The following is a 16,665-nucleotide window of genomic DNA, read 5'->3' on the forward strand; positions in this document are numbered from 1 at the left end:
CGGGGATGCCCTAGAGCATCCCGCCGTCGGTCGGGTAGAGATAGGCGGTGACGCCGGTCTCGACCTCGTCGTAGAGCACGTTGATATGCGGCATCACCATGCGCACGCAGCCGGAACTGGCGCGCGTGCCGATGGAGCGCGGCGCAGGCGTGCCGTGGATGCGCAGGTAGGAATCCCGGTTGCCGACGTAGAGATAGAGCGCCCGCGAGCCCAGCGCGTTGTCCGGACCGGGAGGCATCCCGGCTTCCCAATGGGCATATTTCTCCGGCTCGCGCTTGATCATCGCGCCGGTGGGCACCCAGAGCGGCCACTTGGCCTTGCGCTTGATCGTGTAGACGCCGGGTTCGTACAGGCCGTCGCGCCCGATCGCCACGCCGTAGCGCATCGCCGTGCCGTCACCCTGGATGTGGTAGAGATAGCGCGCGACCGCATCCACGTGGATGTCGCCGGGCTTCAGCCCCTCGTTGGCGCTGACCCGGACCGGGAGAAAGCGCGGATGCAGCCCCCAGGGGTTGCTGGTTTCGAGGTCGAAATCCGCCGGCGTCACCTGCGCATCCCAGGCGTCCCAGTCGCCGGATGCTGCAAAGGCGGGACGGGCGATCGCGGGCGCGGCCAGGGTGGCGAGCGATGCGATCATCGTGCGTCTGGTAAACATGCAAGACCTTTCGGGCAGTTCGGATCGTTGCGCCCGGTGCGCCTTGGGCTGCGGCCGGTGCGCGGACATGAAACCGCCAAACCCGCGGGGGGTTCAAACCCATTCTGCCCGAAGCGCGACATTTTTGCCGAAGGTGATGTGCCGGGGGCGCAGGTCGCCGCGCCGCCCCCCTGCCCCGCGCCGCGACCGGCGCCTTCGCCCGCCGCAGGGGCCGGGGCGCCGATTCAGGTTGCGCCGGCCGCCTCCTCCTTTGCCGGGCGCGCGGCGGTATGGGCAAGGTAGCTGCGCCAGTCGCCGTGCTCCGACACATCGCGCCCGGTTTCGACCCCGATGCCTTCGCAGATGAAGCCGGTCACCGCGCTGCCGTCGTCCAGTTCCACGGTCCCGAGGCCGAGCGGCGCGGGAATGCCCGACAGGAACCGGCCCACCGCCGCGAGCGGCAGCGCCCAGAGTTCGCCCGCGATCGACCGCCCCCCCCGCGCCTCCCGGCTGAGACCCGGACGCGGCGGCGGTCCGCCCGCCAGCGCGTGCAGCCTGTATCGGGGCGCGGTCAGGCAGCCCCTGAGGAACCGCGCGCCGAGCGACACCAGCTCCCCGTTCAGCGCCATGCCCGACATATGCGCCCCGCAGACGAAGACCGCCAGTTCGTCGGCCCCGGCCACGCCGGAGAGCGCCGGAAGCGGCGGGCGGGTCCAGCCCGTCGCGCCCATCGGGCCGTCCTCGACCAGCATCGCCGTCGCGGCCAGCAGCGCATCCGCCCCCGCCCGTCCGAGAAAGGTCACCCCCGCCGGGCGCCCGTCCGGACGCAGCCCGCAGGGCACGGCAAGGCCGCTCATGTCGAGCAGGTTGACGAAATTCGTGTAGGTGCCGAGCAGCGAGTTCGGGCCGACCGGATCCTCGGCGATCTCGGCCAGCGAGACGAAGCGCGGCATGGTCGGCACGCAGAGCAGGTCGATCCCCGCCATCCGCTCGGCGCAGACCCTGCGCAGCGCGGCAAGCCGGTATTGGCCGCGAAAGGCATCGACCGCCGACAGGCCGAGCCCGGCGGAGACGATCTGCCGGGTGACCGGGTGCAGGGTGTCGGGCCGGTCCGTCAGGCGCGCGCCCAGCGCGGCGGTGCGTTCGGCGACCCAGGCGCCTTCGTAGAGCAGGCGGGCGACCTCGTGGAAGGGGGCGAAATCCATCTCCACGATCTCGGCCCCCGTCGTGCGCAGACGCGTCAGGGTGGCTTGGAAACTGGCGGCCTGCACGCTGTCTTTGTCGGTGACGAGCGTGTCGCGCGACGGCACCGCGATCCGCAGCCGGGGTGGCACGGGCGCCGGCAGCGGCGCGGGCAAGGCGCGGGAATAGGCGTCCTCCGGGTCCTCGGCCTGCGCGACCGAGAGCACCTCGAAGGCATCGCGGGTGGTCAGGGCGAAGATCGAGATCGTGTCGAGCGTCCGGCAGGCCGGCACCATCCCGGTCGAGGACAGCGCCCCGAGGGTCGGCTTCAGCCCGACGATGGCGTTCAGCGCCGCCGGGACGCGCCCCGACCCCGCCGTGTCCGTGCCCAGCGAAAACGCCGCGATGCCCTGCGCCACCGCCACCGCCGAGCCCGAGGACGACCCCCCCGGCACCATCAGCGGGTCGAGCGCGTTGCGCGGCGCGGGATAGGGGCTGCGCACGCCGACGAGGCCGGTGGCGAACTGGTCGAGGTTCGCCTTGCCGAGACAGATCGCCCCCGCCGCGTGCAGCCGACCGACCACGAAGGCATCGCGGTCGGCCAGGTACGAGAAATCCGGACAGGCGGCGGTGGTCGGCATTCCGGCCACGTCGATATTGTCCTTGACCACGAAGGGCACGCCCCAGAGCGGGCGGCCGTCGCGCGGGCCGAGCGCACGGGCCGCCGCAAGCGCGGCCTCGCGGGCGTCGTGGATCAGGATTCCCGGATCCCCCAGGGCGTCGAGCCGGGCAAAGGCCAGCGCGATCAGCGCCTCGGGGGTCATTCCGGCATCCAGCGCGGCGCGCAGCGCCGGCAGGGTGAAGGGCAGGTCGTCGGTCATGTTCGGTCCTTCGGGGTCGTGACGGGTCGTCGGTCGTCGGGTCGGGCGCTCAGGCCGCGACGGTGGGGATCGGGGCTTGCGGGGCCGCACTCAGCAGTTCGCGGGTGTAGGGATGCGCCGGGCTGTCCATCACCCGCTCGACCGGGCCCGCGTCGACGATCACGCCCCCCTTCATCACGATCACCTCGTCGCAGAGAAGGCGCACCACGTTGAGATCGTGCGACACGAAGAGGTAGCTCATGCCGAGGCGGGCGCGCAGGTCGGCCAGCAGGTTCAGCACCACCGCCTGGATCGACACGTCGAGCGCGGCGGTCGGTTCGTCGAGGATCAGGAATTCCGGATCGGGCGCGATGGCGCGGGCGATGCCGACGCGGGCCTTCTGACCGCCGGAAAGCTGGTGCGGAAAGCGGTCCAGCAGATGATCCGGCAGGCCGGTCAGCCGGGCAAGCTCCTCGACCCGCGCGGCAAGCGCCCGGTCCTTCAGGCCGGTCATGCGCTTCAGCGGCTCGGCGATGGACTGGCGCGCGGTGTGGCGCGGGTTGAGGCTGTCGGTCGCGTCCTGGAACACCATCTGGATCCTGCCGCGCAGCGGGTTGCGGGCAAAGCCGGCCGCGGGCATCTCGGCCAGGTCCTCGCCCCGGAACAGCAGTTGCCCCGCGCTCGGATCGAGCAGGCGCACCAGCATCGCCGAGGTGGTGGACTTGCCGCAGCCGGATTCCCCGACCAGCCCGACCGACTGCCCTTCGCGGATGGTGAAGGAGATGTCGCGCACCGCGTGGACCGGCCCGGATTTGCCCTGGTAGGTCTTGGTGAGGTTGCGCACCTCGTAGAGCGGCGCCGCGCCCACGGTGCGGGGTGCGAGCGGACGGCGCTCCTCCACCGGGAGGAGGTCGCGCAGGCCGACCCCGCGCCGGGGCGTCGCATCCACCAGCTTGCGGGTGTAGGGATGACGCGGCGCGCCGAGCAGCTCGCCGGGGCGGCCTTCCTCGACGATCTGCCCGTCCTTCATCACCACGATCCGGTCGCAGTATTCCGACGCGAGCCCGAGGTCGTGGGTGATGAGGATGGAGGACATGCCCCGCTCCGTGACCAGCCCGTCCACGAGGTCCATCACCGCCTTCTGCGTGGTGATGTCGAGGCCGGTCGTCGGCTCGTCCATGATCAACAGCTTGGGATCGCAGGCCAGCGCGATGGCGCAGACCACCCTCTGGCACATGCCGCCGGACAGTTCGAAGGGATAGGCATCATGGCGCGCCTCGGCGTCGCGGATCTTGACCGCCTCGAGCGCGGCGATGGCCTTTTGCCGCGCATCCTGTCGGGTCGCCCGGGCGTGCTGGCGCAGCACGTCCTCGATCTGGAGACCGACCTTGCGGATCGGGTTCAGCGCGGCGCGGGGGTTCTGGAAGATCATCGAGATCTCGCGCCCGCGCAGATCGCGCATGTCGCGTTCCGCCGCGCGCCGCAGGTCGATGCCGGAATAGACCGCCTCCCCCGCCTTGATCCGCCCGTTGGCATCGAGAATGCGCATCAGCGCGTAGGAGGTGACGGATTTGCCCGACCCGCTCTCTCCGACGATGCCGAGGCGTTCGCCACGGGCCAGTTCGAAGGAGATGCCCTTGACCGCGGCGACCTCGCCCTTGCGGGTCTTGAAGGCGACGCGCAGATCCTTGATCGACAGCATGGCTCAGGTCCTCCGGCGGGGGTCGACGATGTCGCGCAGACCGTCGCCCATGAGGTTGAAGGTGAAGACGGCGAGCATCAGCCAGAGCCCGGGAAAGACCGCGAGCCACCATTCGCCGGAGACGATGTAGTTGGCCCCCTCCGCCACCATGATCCCCCATTCCGGGGTGGGCGGACGGACCCCGAGGCCGATGAACGACAGCCCCGCCGCGTTGAGGATCGCCCAGCCGAGGTTGAGCGAGACCTGCACCATCATCGGTGGCAGGGCATTGGGAAAGATGTGCATCACCAGCACCCGGGTGTCGGAATTTCCGGCGAGCTTCGCGGCAAGGGTGAAGCCCGCGTCGCGGCGGATGTTGACCTCGGCCCGCACCAGGCGCGCATAGAAGGGGATGTTGATGATCGCCGTGGCGTAGATGATGTTGGCGACCGAATTGCCCAGCGCCGCGACGATCCCCATGGCGAGCACGAACAGCGGGAACGCCATGATGGTGTCGAGCACCCGGCTCAGCACCGTGTCGGTCCAGCCGCCGCGATAGCCCGCGACCGCCCCCAGCACGGATCCGAAGACGAAGCTGAGCGCCACGGCGGCGACCGAGATCACCAGGTCGAGCCGGGTCGCCACGACCACCCGCGAGAACACGTCGCGCCCCAGGTTGTCGGTGCCGAACCAATGCGCCGCCGAAGGGGGCTGCAGCGTCGCCGTGGCGTCGGTCGCAAGCGGGTCGTAGGGCACGATGGACGGCCCGATCACCGCCGAGACGAGCAGCGCCGCGAACATCGCGAAGGACAGCCCGGTGACGGGGTTCTCGCGCAGCACCCAGAGGACATGGCGCAGCATCCCCGAGGACGCCGGGGCCGGAGCGGGGGTGGTTTCCAGTGACAACTCGGTCATTTGGCGGAGGTCCCGAAGCGCGGATCTATCACCGAGTAGGTGAGGTCGATCACGAGGTTGAGCAGAACGAAGAGCAGCGCCATGGAGAGCACGAAGCCCTGCACCGCCGCGTAGTCGGAGACGACCAGGGCCTCGACCGCGTAGGATCCGATGCCCGGCCAGGCAAAGACCTTTTCCACCAGCACGTTGGCGCCCAGCACGAAGGAAAAGACCATGCCCAGCGTCGTGACCACCGGCAGCAGCGCGTTGCGGAAGGCATAGCCGTAGAGCACCTTGCGCGGCGCCAGCCCCGCCGCCCTCGCGGTGCGCACGTAATCCGCCGAAAGCGCCGAGAGCATGGCGGCACGGGTCATCCGCGCGATCGGCGCAAGTGTGAACAGCGCGAGGGTGAGGCCCGGCAGGATCAGCTGTTTCAGCGCACCGAACCAGGTCTCTGCGTCCCCCGCGAGGGCCGCGTCGATCAGGAAGAAGCCGGTCACGTGCGGCGGGTCGAGATAGACGAAATCGAGCCGTCCCAGCGGCGAGGGCGCGATGCCGAGCAGGTAGTAGAACACGTAGACCAGCAGGATGCCGGTGAAGAAGGTCGGCAGGCTTACCCCGGCGGTCACCAGCAGCCGGCAGAGCTGGTCGACCCAGCTTCCCGGCCGGGTCGCCGCCAGAACCCCGAGCGGTATCGCCACCCCGCAGGAGAGGATCAGCGCGAAGAACGTCAGTTCGAGCGAGGCCGGCAGCCTCTTGGCCAGTTCCGCGATCACCGGTTGCCCGGTCGAGACCGATTGCCCGAGATCGCCCTGCGCGAGCTGCCCGAGGTAGAGCCAGAACTGCCGGATCAGCGGCTGGTCGAGTCCGAGCGCGCGGCGCACCTCCTCGATGGAGTCCGGGGTCGCCATGGCCCCGGCGAACTGCGCCGCCGGGTCTCCGGGAAGGGCCCGGGTGAGGATGAAGGAGATCAGGACCACCCCGAAAAGCACGGGGACGGCCTGGGCGATGCGAAGTCCGACGGCGGTCCCGCGCGTGCCCATCGCTCAGGCTCCGGTCGGGCCGAGGCTGCGGATGTCGAGCTGGCGATGGAACCAGAACTCGTAGCCCGACGCGCCGTTCACCGCCACGTTCAGCGCCGGCTGGTAGAGCGGGATGCGCGGCAGGTCCTCGAAGGCGATCTCGAACATGCGCCGGATCTTGGGCGCATAGTCCGGATCGTCCATCGCCATGTGCAGCGTCTCGTCGGTGAGCGTCTCGACCTCTTCGTCGTAGTAGTTCGACGAGTTGAACAGATGGTCCTTCTGATAGGCCCAGAAGAAATAGTAGTCCGGCGTGTTGAGCCATCCGCCGAAATTTTCCAGGTGCATCGGCAGCCGCTTTTCGACCAGTGCCGCGGTGCGCCAGTTCGCGCCGGGGATCTTGTCCACGTCGACGGTAATCCCGATCCGCGCGACCGCTTCCTGGATCAGCAGCGCCGCCGGTTCCATCCAGGACGCGAGGTCGGTCGCGATCGACAGCGTGGTCTCGAACCCCTCGGGATAGCCCGATGCCGCCATGAAGGCCTGCGCCGTCGCAAGGTCGGTGTCATAGGGCGACCGGCGCGGCCAGGCGGTGTCGGTGATCTCGGCCGGCCCGCCCCAGAGCGGCGCACCGCGACCGTAGGCCGCCGCGTTGAAGATCGCCTCGTAGGGCACGATCGAGGCGATCGCCTTGCGCACGTTCGGATCGCGGAACGGCTCGAACCCGGTGTTGAGGCAGAGCGCGTGAATGCAGTTCTCGACCGGGGTGGAATGCACGGTCAGCTTGTCCGCGAGCTCGGCTGCGTCCTTGTCGGGAATGTCGAAGGCGATCTGCACATCGCCCCGCTCGACCAGCGCGCGCTGGGTGGCCGAGGACGGCACCTCGCGCATGATGACCCGCGCATAGGAGGGAACCGGCCCGCCGACCCAGGTGTCGTTGCGTTCGTAGACCACCTGCTGACCGGGGTCCCAGCGCGTCACCCTGTAGGCGCCGGAGCCGATGGTGGTCTTGTGCAGGTACTCCATCGCCCAGGGGTCGTCCGGCGTGGCATGGGCCTTGGCGAGGGTCGCGTTGATGATGAAGGGCACCGGCACGGCAAGATCGGGCAGCGACAGTTTCGACGGCCGGTCGAGCCTGACCACGAAGGTGCGGGCGTCGAGCGCTTCGAACTGGTCGGGCCGTTCCAGCCCGCCCGCCTTCATCTGCACGGTCGGGAAGCCGCCGACCGACACCGCGCGGTCGAAGGACCATTTCACGTCCTCCGCCGTCACCGGGCTGCCGTCCTGGAAGGTCGCCTCCTTCAGGGTGAAGGTCAGGGTCATGCCGTCTTCGGAAATCTCCCAGCTTTCGGCCAGTTCCGGGCGGATCTCGGAGTAGTCGTAGCTCAGCCCGCCGCCCGGCGCGTCCTTGGTCCCGAAGGTGACCAGCCGGTCGTAGCAGTTGATCGCCACCGCGTAGCTGGCGCGGTTGGTGCCCGTCCTGTGCAGGTCGAGCGAGTTGATCGTCTGCGCCGTCACCGCGACGAGGGTATCGCGCCCGGCCGCCGCGGCGGGAAAGGCGTGGATGAACGGCAGGGCCGTGGCGGCGGCGCCGGTCTTGAGGAAATTGCGACGTGTCGTGGTCATTTCGGGGGCTCTTCCTGCTGATGTGGCGAGGTCCCCGTCAGGTTGGTGTATCTCGGGTGTTGCTCAAAGTGCTATGATTTCACATACCCGGTGCATTTTTTGCACCACGGTTCGGGACAGGAGCAACATGAAGCATTTTCAGACCTTTGCGCTGATCGAGGCGGTGGCCCGCACCGGTTCCATGCGCAAGGCGGCGGAGGACATGAACCTCACCGCCTCGGCGCTGAACCGGCGCATCCGCGGGTTCGAGACGGATTTCGGCTCGCCGATCTTCGAGAGGATTCCCGGCGGGGTGCGGCTCAATCCGGCGGGCGAGATGCTGCTGCACCACTACCGGATGACCCGCTCCGACTTTGCCCGCGTGCAGAGCCAGGTGGCCGATCTGTCGGGAGAGCGGCGCGGCCATGTGCGGATCGCCTGTTCGCAGGCTCTCTTGCCCTATTTCCTGCCCGAGCAGATCGCCCGCTACCGCGCCCTGCACCCCGGCGTGAACTTTACCGTCAAGGTCCGCGACCGTGCGCAGGCCGAACAGGAACTGGCCAGCTACGATTCCGACCTCGCCCTGGTGTTCGAGCCGGTCTACCTGGTCGATTTCGAGGTGCTGGAGCTGGTGCCCCAGCGCGTCCACGCCATCCTGCGCAAGGACGACCCGCTGGCCGCCAGGCCGGAGTTGCGTCTGTGGGAGTGCCTCGACGCCCCGAGCGTCGCGCCCGATGCGAAATACGGCGTGCGCCATCTTCTCGACTTCGCGGCGCGGCGGCTGGGACGCAACCTGACGCCGATTCTCGAAACCGAAAGCTTCGAACTGATCCGGCATTACGTCATCCACGAACGCGCCGTCGGCTTCCAGATCCCCATCGGGCTGAAGATTCCGTCGGACGGCGATCTGGTGTTCCGGCCGCTGTCGGAAAAGGATGTCGCGGCGGGGAGCCTCATCCTCGGCCAGTTGCGAGGGCGCACCCTGCCCGTCGCCTCGGCCCGCTTCGCCATGCAACTCGCCGCGGCGCTGCACGAGGTCTGATGGGAACGCACCTCGGCGGGACGCCGGATTCCCCCGATGCGCACCCGGTTTGAAGGGTGACGAGGACGGAAACGGTAATCTCCTTGACAATCGCCATCCTGTATAACAGATTTGTCAGACAATGCCCGGGCCGAGTCCCCGGCATCACAGGAGGGGGGAGCTTGCATGGCACGGCCGGCACGACGAAGACTTGCGGGATTTGCGGGACAGGCGGGGACGATCGGCGTCACGCTGATCGGCCTGCTGATCCTGACGTTCATCATCGGGCGGGTGATGCCCGTCGATCCGGTGCGCGCCATCGTCGGAGAGGACGCCACCCGCGAGGTCTATGACCACGTGTTCCGGCAACTCGGGCTCGACCGGCCGGTGTGGCAGCAGTTCCTGTTCTACCTGCGCGATGTCGCCACGCTCGACTTCGGCACCTCGATCCGGACCGGCAAGCCGGTGCTCGACGATATTCTCTACGTGCTGCCCGCGACCATCGAACTGGCGACCTTCGCCATCGTGATCGGCGCGACGCTGGGGGTGAGCATGGGCGTGCTGGCCGCGGTGAACAAGGACCGCTGGCCCGACCACGTCATCCGCGTCCTCAGCCTGACCGGGCATTCCATGCCGATCTTCTGGACCGCGATGATCGCGCTGCTGATCTTCTACGCCAAGCTGGGATGGGTCGGCGGCTCCGGTCGGATGGAGCAGTTCTACATCGGCATGGTGCCCGAAACGACAGGTTTCCTGCTGATCGACAGCGCGCTGGCCGGCGAATGGGACATCTTCCGCAGCGCCGTGAACCACATCATCCTGCCCGCCTCGCTGCTGGGCTACAGCTCGTCCGCCTATATCACGCGGATGACGCGGAGCTTCATGCTCGACCAGATCAACCAGGAATACATCACCACCGCACGGGTCAAGGGGCTGTCCAACCGCCAGACCATCTGGCGCCACGCCTTCGGAAACATCCGGGTGCAGCTGGTGACCATCGTCGCGCTGGCCTACGGCGCGCTGCTCGAAGGCGCGGTGCTGATCGAGACCGTCTTCGCCTGGCCCGGCTTCGGCCAGTATCTCACCAGCAACCTGCTGATCGGCGACATGAACGCCGTGATGACCTGCGTGCTGATCGTGGGGGTGATCTTCATCACGCTCAACCTGATCTCCGACCTGCTTTACCGCGTGTTCGACCCGAGGACCCGATGACCATGACAACCGCTTCACGGACACCAGACCGACGGAAATCCGCACGGGTTCCTCAGTCGCTCATCGTGGCCCGGAACATCCTGACCTTCCTGCTGCGCAACCCGACCTCCGCCTTCGGGGTCGCCGTGCTGGCCGTGCTGCTGGCCGGGGCGCTGCTGGCGCCGGTTCTGGCCACCCACGATCCCTACGTGCAGGATCTCCGGAACGCGCTGCAGGCACCGAGCGCGGCGCATTTCTTCGGCACCGACGAGCTCGGGCGCGACATCTACAGCCGCATCCTCTACGGCTCGCGCATCACGCTGACCTTCATCACGCTGGTGTCGGTCATCGTGGGGCCGATCGGACTTCTGGTCGGCACGGTGTCGGGCTACTACGGCGGCTGGGCGGACACGGTGCTGATGCGGGTGACCGACATCTTCCTGTCCTTCCCCTCGCTCATCCTGTCGCTGGCCTTTGTCGCCGCGCTCGGGCCGAGTCTGAACAATGCGATCATCGCCATTTCGCTCACCGCCTGGCCGCCCATCGCCCGGCTGGCAAGGGCCGAGACCCTGACCTTCCGCTCCGCCGACTACATCGCGGCGGCCCGGCTGCAGGGCGCTTCGTCGCGGCGGATCATCTGGCGCTCCATCGTGCCGATGTGCATGCCCTCGGTGCTGATCCGCCTGACGCTGAACATGGCGACGGTGATCCTGACCGCCGCGGGCCTCGGCTTTCTCGGTCTCGGGGCACAGCCGCCGCTGCCGGAGTGGGGCGCGATGATCGCCACCGGGCGGCGCTACATGATCGACAGCTGGTGGACGGTGACCTTTCCCGGCCTCGCGATCCTCTGCGTCAGCCTGGCCTTCAACCTTCTGGGAGACGGGCTGCGCGACGCGCTCGATCCCAAGCAGATGAACCGGAAGTGACGTGATGACCGAACCCTCCCCCGTCCTCCAGGTCGAGAACCTGTCGATCCACTACCGCGGGGCGCCCGCGCCCGCCGTGCGCAACGTCTCCTTCACCCTCGGGCGCGAAAGGCTCGGCATCGTCGGGGAAAGCGGGTCCGGCAAGTCGACGGTCGGGCGTGCGCTGCTGCGCCTGCTGCCGACCGCCGAGATCACCGCCGACCGCATGACCTTTCGCGACATCGACCTGCTGCGCGCCAGCGAACGCCAGATGCTGAAGGTGCGCGGGCGGCAGATGACGATGATCCTCCAGGACCCGAAATTCTCGCTCAACCCGATCCGGCGCTGCGGCGACCAGATCGCCGAGGCCTATCTCACCCATGTGAAATGCTCCCGGAAGGAAGCGCGCGCCCGGGCGATCGACATGCTGGAGGCGGTGCAGATTCGCGATCCCGAACGGGTCTATGCGCTTTATCCTCACGAGGTTTCCGGCGGCATGGGCCAGCGCATCATGATCGCCATGATGCTGCTGACCGACCCCGGGCTGGTGATCGCGGACGAGCCGACCTCGGCGCTGGACGTGACGGTGCGCCTGCAGGTGCTGGGCATCCTCGACGGGCTGGTGCGCGACAAGGGCATCGGGCTGATCATGATTTCCCACGACCTGAACCTCGTGCGGAATTTCTGCGACCGGGTTCTCATCATGTATGCTGGCCAGGTGGTCGAATCCCTCAGGGCCTGCGACCTCGACAAGGCGCAGCATCCCTATTCGCGGGGGCTGCTTGCCGCTCAGCCCCGGATCGGCGGGCCGCGCGCGCCGCTGCCGGTCCTGCAACGCCGCCCGGAATGGAGTCAGCCGGTGGAGACAGCCCGATGAAATCCGTCAATGTTTCGGCGCTCGGCATCACGCTGGGCGAGGCCCGCATCCTGACCGACATCACCTTCGACGTCGCCCCCGGCGAATGTTTCGGGCTGGTGGGGGAAAGCGGGTCCGGCAAGTCCACGATCCTGCGCTGTGCCTCGATGCTGCTGTCCATGTGGACGGGAGACGTGACGATCGGCGGCACCAGCGTGCGCGCCATGTCGGTGCCCGAACGCTGCCGCACCCTGCAGATGGTGTTCCAGGACCCCTACGGATCGCTGCACCCCCGTCATTCGGTGCGCAGCACCCTGGCCGAGCCGCTGATCGTCAACGGACTCGGCGACCGCGAAGAGCGCATGGCGCGCGCCCTGGTCGACGTCGGTCTGCCGGTGGAGTTCCTCGACCGCTACCCGCACCAGCTTTCCGGCGGGCAACGCCAGCGGGTCGCCATCGCCCGCGCGCTGATCCTGGAACCGGACGTGCTGCTGCTGGACGAACCGACCTCGGCGCTCGATGTCTCGGTGCAGGCCGAGATCCTGAACCTGCTGGCGCGCCTGCGGGAGGAGCACGGCTTTACCTATATCATGGTGAGCCATGACCTCGCCGTGGTGGATCACATGTGCGACCGCTTCGCGGTGATGCAGGCGGGGCGGCTGGTCGAGGTCCTCCCGCGTGAGGCGATCCCGGGAAACGGCGCGACCCAGCCCTATGCGAGGGAGCTGATCGGAGCATCGCTCGACTATGAGCGCGCCCTCTGATCCCCTCCCCCTGCCCGACTTCCTCGAGGCGCGCCGCTCCGCGATGCGCCTCGATCTGTCGTTCGGGCAGCACGGCGGTACACATGCCGAATGGCGCGATGCGCTGGAGCGTTGCTGGCGCGCCGGTCTGCCGCCGTGCGAGGGTCTTCCCGACGGCGAGGTGACCGGGGATGCGGTCAGGCTGCGCTTTGCCACCGGCGCGGTGGCCGAGGGCTGCCTTGTCCGCCCGGCGGGTGCGGGACCGCATCCGGCGGTGCTGCTGCTGCACGACCACGGCGGCGCGTTCGAGATCGGCTGGCGCAAGCTTTTCGACCTCGACGAGGCGCGCGCCGGTCAGGCGCGGCACTACGGCGGGCGGGCCCCCGCCGCCACCTATCTGAACGCGGGATTTGCTGTGCTCTGCCTCGATGCACCGGGCTGGGGCGGGCGGCGGGCGGGCGATTACGACGGCCAGCAGGCGCTCGCGGCCAATGCGCTCGGGCTGGGGTGGAGCCTTGCCGGGCTGACCGCGGGCGAGGACGTGCAGGCCGCGGCCTGGCTGGCCGCGCAGCCGGGGATCGACGCCGCGCGCATCGGCGCCTTCGGATTTTCCTTCGGCGGCTTCCGCGCCTGGCAGGTGGCCGCGCTCAGCCCGCATGTCCGCGCCACCGCCTCGATCAGCTGGATGGCCGGGCGCGCGGCGCTGATGCGGCCCGGCGCGCCGTTGCTCAAGGGGCAGTCCGCCTTTCACTTCCTGCATCCGGGGGTCACCGCCCGCGCCGATTTCCCCGACCTTGCCGGTCTCGCCGCCGGGAAGGCGCTGTTCTTCCGCTCGGGACGGGGCGACCGGCACATGCCCGAGGACGCCGTGACGGCGGCCTGGACCCGGATCGCGGAGATCTGCGCGGCCGCCGGCGCACCCGCGCCCGATACCGCCCTGCACGACCACGCCCACACCTGCCCGCCGGAAACGCTGGACGAGGCCGTCGCCTTCCTGCGCAGGTCCCTGACGTGAAACGGCGCGCCCCGCTCGGGGACGCGCCACGCTGACAGGGAGGACGTCGTCAGCGTTCCTTGGTCACATCCTCGAACCGCGAGGTCCAGGGATCGACCACGACTCCATGCACGTCGCTCTGGTAGGCCGCCGTCACCACCCGCTCCGAGAAGGGTTGGATCGACATCACCAGCTCTTCCATCTTGCGCTGGATGTCCTCGTACATCGTGGCCTGCTTGTCGGCGTCGGGCTCGACCAGCGCCGACTCGATCATCCCGTTCAATGCCTCGTCGAAGAAGGACGTGCGCCAGTTCTGGTAGTTGGTGAGCTTGGCCTCGTCCGAATTGTCGGGATTGTAGGCCATGGCGCGCAGGTTGCTGTCCGGGTGCGGCTGCTGGCCGCCGCCGCCGCGACCGACGAGCAGTTCGAAGGACCGTTCGCGCATCGCGCCGTAGATCTGGCCGCCGTCGCCGGTGATGATCTCGGCCTTGATGCCTGCCTGCGCCAGCGTCGCCTGGATCGCGGTGGCGGAGTCGAGGAATTCCTGGGTGGAAATCACCCGCAGCGTCGTCTCGAACCCGTCCGGATAGCCCGCCTCGGCAAGCAGCGCCTTGGCCTTTTCCACGTCCAGCGCATAGCCCGGATCGGGTAGCGCCGCGAAGACGTAGGAGTTGATCGGCTGCTGACGCTTCACGCCGAAATAGGGCATGATGGCACCGTTGATGCCGTCATAGTCGATCAGGTAACGCAGCGCCTCGCGCACCTTGGGATCGGCATAGCGTTCGTCCTTCATCGACACCGCAAGATAGTAGAAGCCGGCGCTCGGCACCGATTCAACCGTGATCTGCTCGTTCTTCTCGAGCCCGCGCAGATCCGGCGCGGCAAGCGAGAAACCGACGTCGATGTCGCCCTGTTCGAGCCCGAGCCGCTGGGTCTGGCTTTCCGGAAGGTGGCGCATCAGCACCCGCTTCATCTCGGGCGCATCGCCCCAGAACGCATCGTTGCGGGTCAGGATGACGTATTCGTTGGCCCGCCAGTTGTTCAGCGTATAGGCGCCCGAACCGGCGGAATTGTTGGTGAGAAAGGCCGCGCCCATGTCGCCGTCGGTCTCGTTCTCCTGCACCAGCTTGCTGTCGAGGATCGAGCCCCGCCCGGCCTCGGCCAGCACCATCATGATGAGCTTGGGATCGTCCGGCGCGGGAAGCGTCAGCACGAAGGTGTGCTCGTCCTTGGCCACGAACTGCGCATCGGCCTGTTCCGCGTCAAAGCCGCGGCTGGTCAGCATCGAGGCCTGCGCCTGGCTCAGCTTGAGCAGGCGTTTCAGGGAATAGGCCACGTCCTCGGCGGTCAGGGGATTGCCGGAGGCAAAGGTGACATCCTTGCGCAGGTGGAAGGTCACCGACATGTTGTCCGGCGCGATCTCCCAGCTTTCGGCAAGGCGCGGTTCCAGCGCCAGCGTCTCGGGGTTGAGCGAGACCAGCGAGTCGTAGACGTTGTTGAGGATCTGCACCGTCTCGCCGCCGGTGATCGCGGCGGGGTCCATCGTCAGCACGTTGCTCATGTTGAATGCGACGACCAGTTGGTCGGCGGGCGTTTCCGCCAGCGCGCCGCGCTGGCCGGGGGCTGCGGAGACGAGCAGCGCCCCGATGGCCACGGTTGCTAGAAATCGTTTCATGGTTCCTCCCGAGGGTTTCATGGGGTTGGATGCAAAGGCCGAAGCGGGTCTCCCGCCCGCGTCAGGCTTCGCGGTTGTTCTCGATATGCTCGAAGTCGATGTCCTCGCCGAGGCCGGGACGGTCGGGCACGTGGACGAAGCCGTCCGCATCCATCGGATCGGAAAGCTGCCTGAGGTAGTCGAGGCCGTCGTCGTATTCGAGGAACGGATGCAGCAGGCCGCGTTCGTACCAGCGGCAGTTCTTCGCCGCCGCGACCACGTGCAGGTTCATCGCGGTGTTGCCGTGCACCTCGCACTCCATGCCGAAGCTTTCGGCCAGGTGCATCGTCTTCAGCGCGGGGGTGATGCCGCCGACGTCATTGACCCCGGTCCGCAGGATGTCGCAGGCGCCGGAACGGATCCATTCCGCCCTGTGCCAGTGCTTGCCGGCGGCGCTTTCGGGGCCGATCACGGGAATGTCGAGGTTGTCGGACAGCCACTTGTAGGAAGACATCGACTGCTCGTCGAGCGGCTCCTCGATCCAGTCGAAGTCCAGCTTTTCCAGCCCGCGCCCGAGCGCCAGCGCATCGGTGCGGGAATACCAGTGGAAGGCGTCGATCATAAGGCGGATGTCCGGGCCCACGGCCTCGCGCACGGCGGCGCAGGCCCTGAGGTCCATCTTCACATCCGGCGCCCAGCTCACCGGCGGCATCCAGGTGTGCAGCTTGATCCCCTTGTAGCCGCGCGCGACCAACTTCTCGGCGAAGCGGCCGTAATCCTCCGGGGTCGCCAGGCCGCCCTCGATCTCGTCGCCGCACATGACCGACCCATAGGCCGGCACCTTGTCGCGATAGGCGCCGATCAGCTTGTGAACCGGCTGGCCCAGGGTGCGCCCGGCAAGATCCCAGAGCGCGCAATCGACCACGGCCAGCGTGCGGTCGGTCAGCTGCGCCGCCGAGCCGCGCTGCCAATGGGCAAGGTCCTGCCAGAGGCGCTCGCGGTCGCGATGATCCTGCCCGATCAGCACCTTCCTGACGAACTTGTCGATGACGTGGGGGCGGACGACCTCGGGCGGACAAAAGCTGTGGCCCGCGTGACCGTCCTCGGTGCGGATGGTCAGCATGGCCTGCAACACGGTGTGCTCGGGCCCCGGATGGGCGTGGCCCGCGCTGTCGGAATGGCGGCGGGTCTTGTGCCGGAAGACGCAGGCGGACACGTCGGTGATGATCACGGTGGCTCCTCCTCCCCCGGCGCGCGGCCCGGAGATTCCAAAATCTGTATAACAGGATCGTATGATAGGTTTTGCGGGCCGTCAACCGCACTGCGCGCCGCAATGCTGTTTTCTCGTCGGAAAAGCCGAAGCCGGGCTTCCCAACGCAGGCGCGGCGGAATATCTGTATTACAGGAATGGTTGGAACCCGCC

Annotated in this window: 14 protein-coding genes; 6 read left to right on the forward strand and 8 right to left on the reverse strand. The window is 68.1% G+C overall.

What is annotated here, in order from left to right:
* Positions 1-10 precede the first annotated feature (10 nt).
* From ACN0RJ_RS15875 to ACN0RJ_RS15900, 6 genes are all read right to left on the reverse strand, one after another.
* Positions 11-655: a L,D-transpeptidase gene (locus ACN0RJ_RS15875; protein ID WP_417719794.1), complete on the reverse strand. Its 645-nt coding sequence runs from the start codon at positions 653-655 to the stop codon at positions 11-13.
* A 224-nt stretch (positions 656-879) separates the two neighbouring features.
* Positions 880-2,697 (reverse strand): allophanate hydrolase, encoded by a 1,818-nt coding sequence (gene atzF, locus ACN0RJ_RS15880; RefSeq protein WP_417724862.1) that lies wholly within the window; start codon positions 2,695-2,697, stop codon positions 880-882.
* Positions 2,698-2,746: 49 nt separating this feature from the next.
* Positions 2,747-4,378 carry a dipeptide ABC transporter ATP-binding protein gene (locus ACN0RJ_RS15885; protein WP_417724863.1) on the reverse strand — a complete coding sequence of 544 codons (1,632 nt, stop codon included), beginning with the start codon at positions 4,376-4,378 and terminating at the stop codon, positions 2,747-2,749.
* A gap of 3 nt (positions 4,379-4,381) precedes the next feature.
* A complete protein-coding gene (locus ACN0RJ_RS15890; RefSeq protein ID WP_417719797.1) occupies positions 4,382-5,272 on the reverse strand; it encodes an ABC transporter permease in 891 nt (296 codons plus the stop codon).
* Entirely contained in the window at positions 5,269-6,294 is a 1,026-nt protein-coding gene (locus ACN0RJ_RS15895) for an ABC transporter permease (RefSeq protein WP_417724864.1), read from the reverse strand. Before ACN0RJ_RS15895 ends, ACN0RJ_RS15890 begins: the two co-directional genes overlap by 4 nt.
* A 3-nt stretch (positions 6,295-6,297) precedes the next feature.
* Positions 6,298-7,899, reverse strand: coding sequence for an ABC transporter substrate-binding protein (locus ACN0RJ_RS15900; protein ID WP_417724865.1), 1,602 nt, complete (start codon positions 7,897-7,899; stop codon positions 6,298-6,300).
* A 127-nt stretch (positions 7,900-8,026) separates the two neighbouring features.
* Between ACN0RJ_RS15900 and ACN0RJ_RS15905 the strand changes: the two genes are divergently transcribed.
* The 6 genes from ACN0RJ_RS15905 (at position 8,027) to ACN0RJ_RS15930 (ending at position 13,609) form a co-directional block, all read left to right on the forward strand.
* Entirely contained in the window at positions 8,027-8,920 is an 894-nt protein-coding gene (locus tag ACN0RJ_RS15905) for a LysR family transcriptional regulator (RefSeq protein WP_417719800.1), read from the forward strand.
* A 165-nt stretch (positions 8,921-9,085) separates the two neighbouring features.
* Positions 9,086-10,111 carry an ABC transporter permease gene (locus tag ACN0RJ_RS15910; protein ID WP_417719801.1) on the forward strand — a complete coding sequence of 342 codons (1,026 nt, stop codon included), beginning with the start codon at positions 9,086-9,088 and terminating at the stop codon, positions 10,109-10,111.
* The gene (locus ACN0RJ_RS15915) at positions 10,108-11,016 is read left to right on the forward strand and encodes an ABC transporter permease (protein ID WP_417724866.1); all 909 of its coding nucleotides are present in this window, start codon (positions 10,108-10,110) and stop codon (positions 11,014-11,016) included. Before ACN0RJ_RS15910 ends, ACN0RJ_RS15915 begins: the two co-directional genes overlap by 4 nt.
* A 4-nt stretch (positions 11,017-11,020) precedes the next feature.
* The gene (locus ACN0RJ_RS15920) at positions 11,021-11,872 is read left to right on the forward strand and encodes an ABC transporter ATP-binding protein (protein WP_417719803.1); all 852 of its coding nucleotides are present in this window, start codon (positions 11,021-11,023) and stop codon (positions 11,870-11,872) included.
* The gene (locus ACN0RJ_RS15925; RefSeq protein WP_417724867.1) at positions 11,869-12,615 is read left to right on the forward strand and encodes an ABC transporter ATP-binding protein; all 747 of its coding nucleotides are present in this window, start codon (positions 11,869-11,871) and stop codon (positions 12,613-12,615) included. Before ACN0RJ_RS15920 ends, ACN0RJ_RS15925 begins: the two co-directional genes overlap by 4 nt.
* Entirely contained in the window at positions 12,599-13,609 is a 1,011-nt protein-coding gene (locus ACN0RJ_RS15930; RefSeq protein WP_417724868.1) for a CocE/NonD family hydrolase, read from the forward strand. Before ACN0RJ_RS15925 ends, ACN0RJ_RS15930 begins: the two co-directional genes overlap by 17 nt.
* A 49-nt stretch (positions 13,610-13,658) precedes the next feature.
* Here ACN0RJ_RS15930 and ACN0RJ_RS15935 read toward each other — a convergent pair whose 3' ends face one another.
* Entirely contained in the window at positions 13,659-15,263 is a 1,605-nt protein-coding gene (locus ACN0RJ_RS15935; protein ID WP_417724869.1) for an ABC transporter substrate-binding protein, read from the reverse strand.
* Positions 15,264-15,324: 61 nt separating this feature from the next.
* Positions 15,325-16,473: a mandelate racemase family protein gene (locus ACN0RJ_RS15940; RefSeq protein ID WP_417719807.1), complete on the reverse strand. Its 1,149-nt coding sequence runs from the start codon at positions 16,471-16,473 to the stop codon at positions 15,325-15,327.
* Positions 16,474-16,665: the final 192 nt, after the last annotated feature.

The organism is Salipiger sp. (assembly GCF_048261495.1).
Classification (GTDB): domain Bacteria; phylum Pseudomonadota; class Alphaproteobacteria; order Rhodobacterales; family Rhodobacteraceae; genus Salipiger.

What these genes read in the sequence shown, in the direction of transcription:
- ACN0RJ_RS15875 (WP_417719794.1), bottom strand. Translation starts at nt 655, where the DNA reads ATGTTTACCAGACGCACGATGATCGCATCGCTCGCCACCCTGGCCGCG.
- atzF (WP_417724862.1), bottom strand. Translation starts at nt 2,697, where the DNA reads ATGACCGACGACCTGCCCTTCACCCTGCCGGCGCTGCGCGCCGCGCTG.
- ACN0RJ_RS15885 (WP_417724863.1), bottom strand. Translation starts at nt 4,378, where the DNA reads ATGCTGTCGATCAAGGATCTGCGCGTCGCCTTCAAGACCCGCAAGGGC.
- ACN0RJ_RS15890 (WP_417719797.1), bottom strand. Translation starts at nt 5,272, where the DNA reads ATGACCGAGTTGTCACTGGAAACCACCCCCGCTCCGGCCCCGGCGTCC.
- ACN0RJ_RS15895 (WP_417724864.1), bottom strand. Translation starts at nt 6,294, where the DNA reads ATGGGCACGCGCGGGACCGCCGTCGGACTTCGCATCGCCCAGGCCGTC.
- ACN0RJ_RS15900 (WP_417724865.1), bottom strand. Translation starts at nt 7,899, where the DNA reads ATGACCACGACACGTCGCAATTTCCTCAAGACCGGCGCCGCCGCCACG.
- ACN0RJ_RS15905 (WP_417719800.1), top strand. Translation starts at nt 8,027, where the DNA reads ATGAAGCATTTTCAGACCTTTGCGCTGATCGAGGCGGTGGCCCGCACC.
- ACN0RJ_RS15910 (WP_417719801.1), top strand. Translation starts at nt 9,086, where the DNA reads ATGGCACGGCCGGCACGACGAAGACTTGCGGGATTTGCGGGACAGGCG.
- ACN0RJ_RS15915 (WP_417724866.1), top strand. Translation starts at nt 10,108, where the DNA reads ATGACCATGACAACCGCTTCACGGACACCAGACCGACGGAAATCCGCA.
- ACN0RJ_RS15920 (WP_417719803.1), top strand. Translation starts at nt 11,021, where the DNA reads ATGACCGAACCCTCCCCCGTCCTCCAGGTCGAGAACCTGTCGATCCAC.
- ACN0RJ_RS15925 (WP_417724867.1), top strand. Translation starts at nt 11,869, where the DNA reads ATGAAATCCGTCAATGTTTCGGCGCTCGGCATCACGCTGGGCGAGGCC.
- ACN0RJ_RS15930 (WP_417724868.1), top strand. Translation starts at nt 12,599, where the DNA reads ATGAGCGCGCCCTCTGATCCCCTCCCCCTGCCCGACTTCCTCGAGGCG.
- ACN0RJ_RS15935 (WP_417724869.1), bottom strand. Translation starts at nt 15,263, where the DNA reads ATGAAACGATTTCTAGCAACCGTGGCCATCGGGGCGCTGCTCGTCTCC.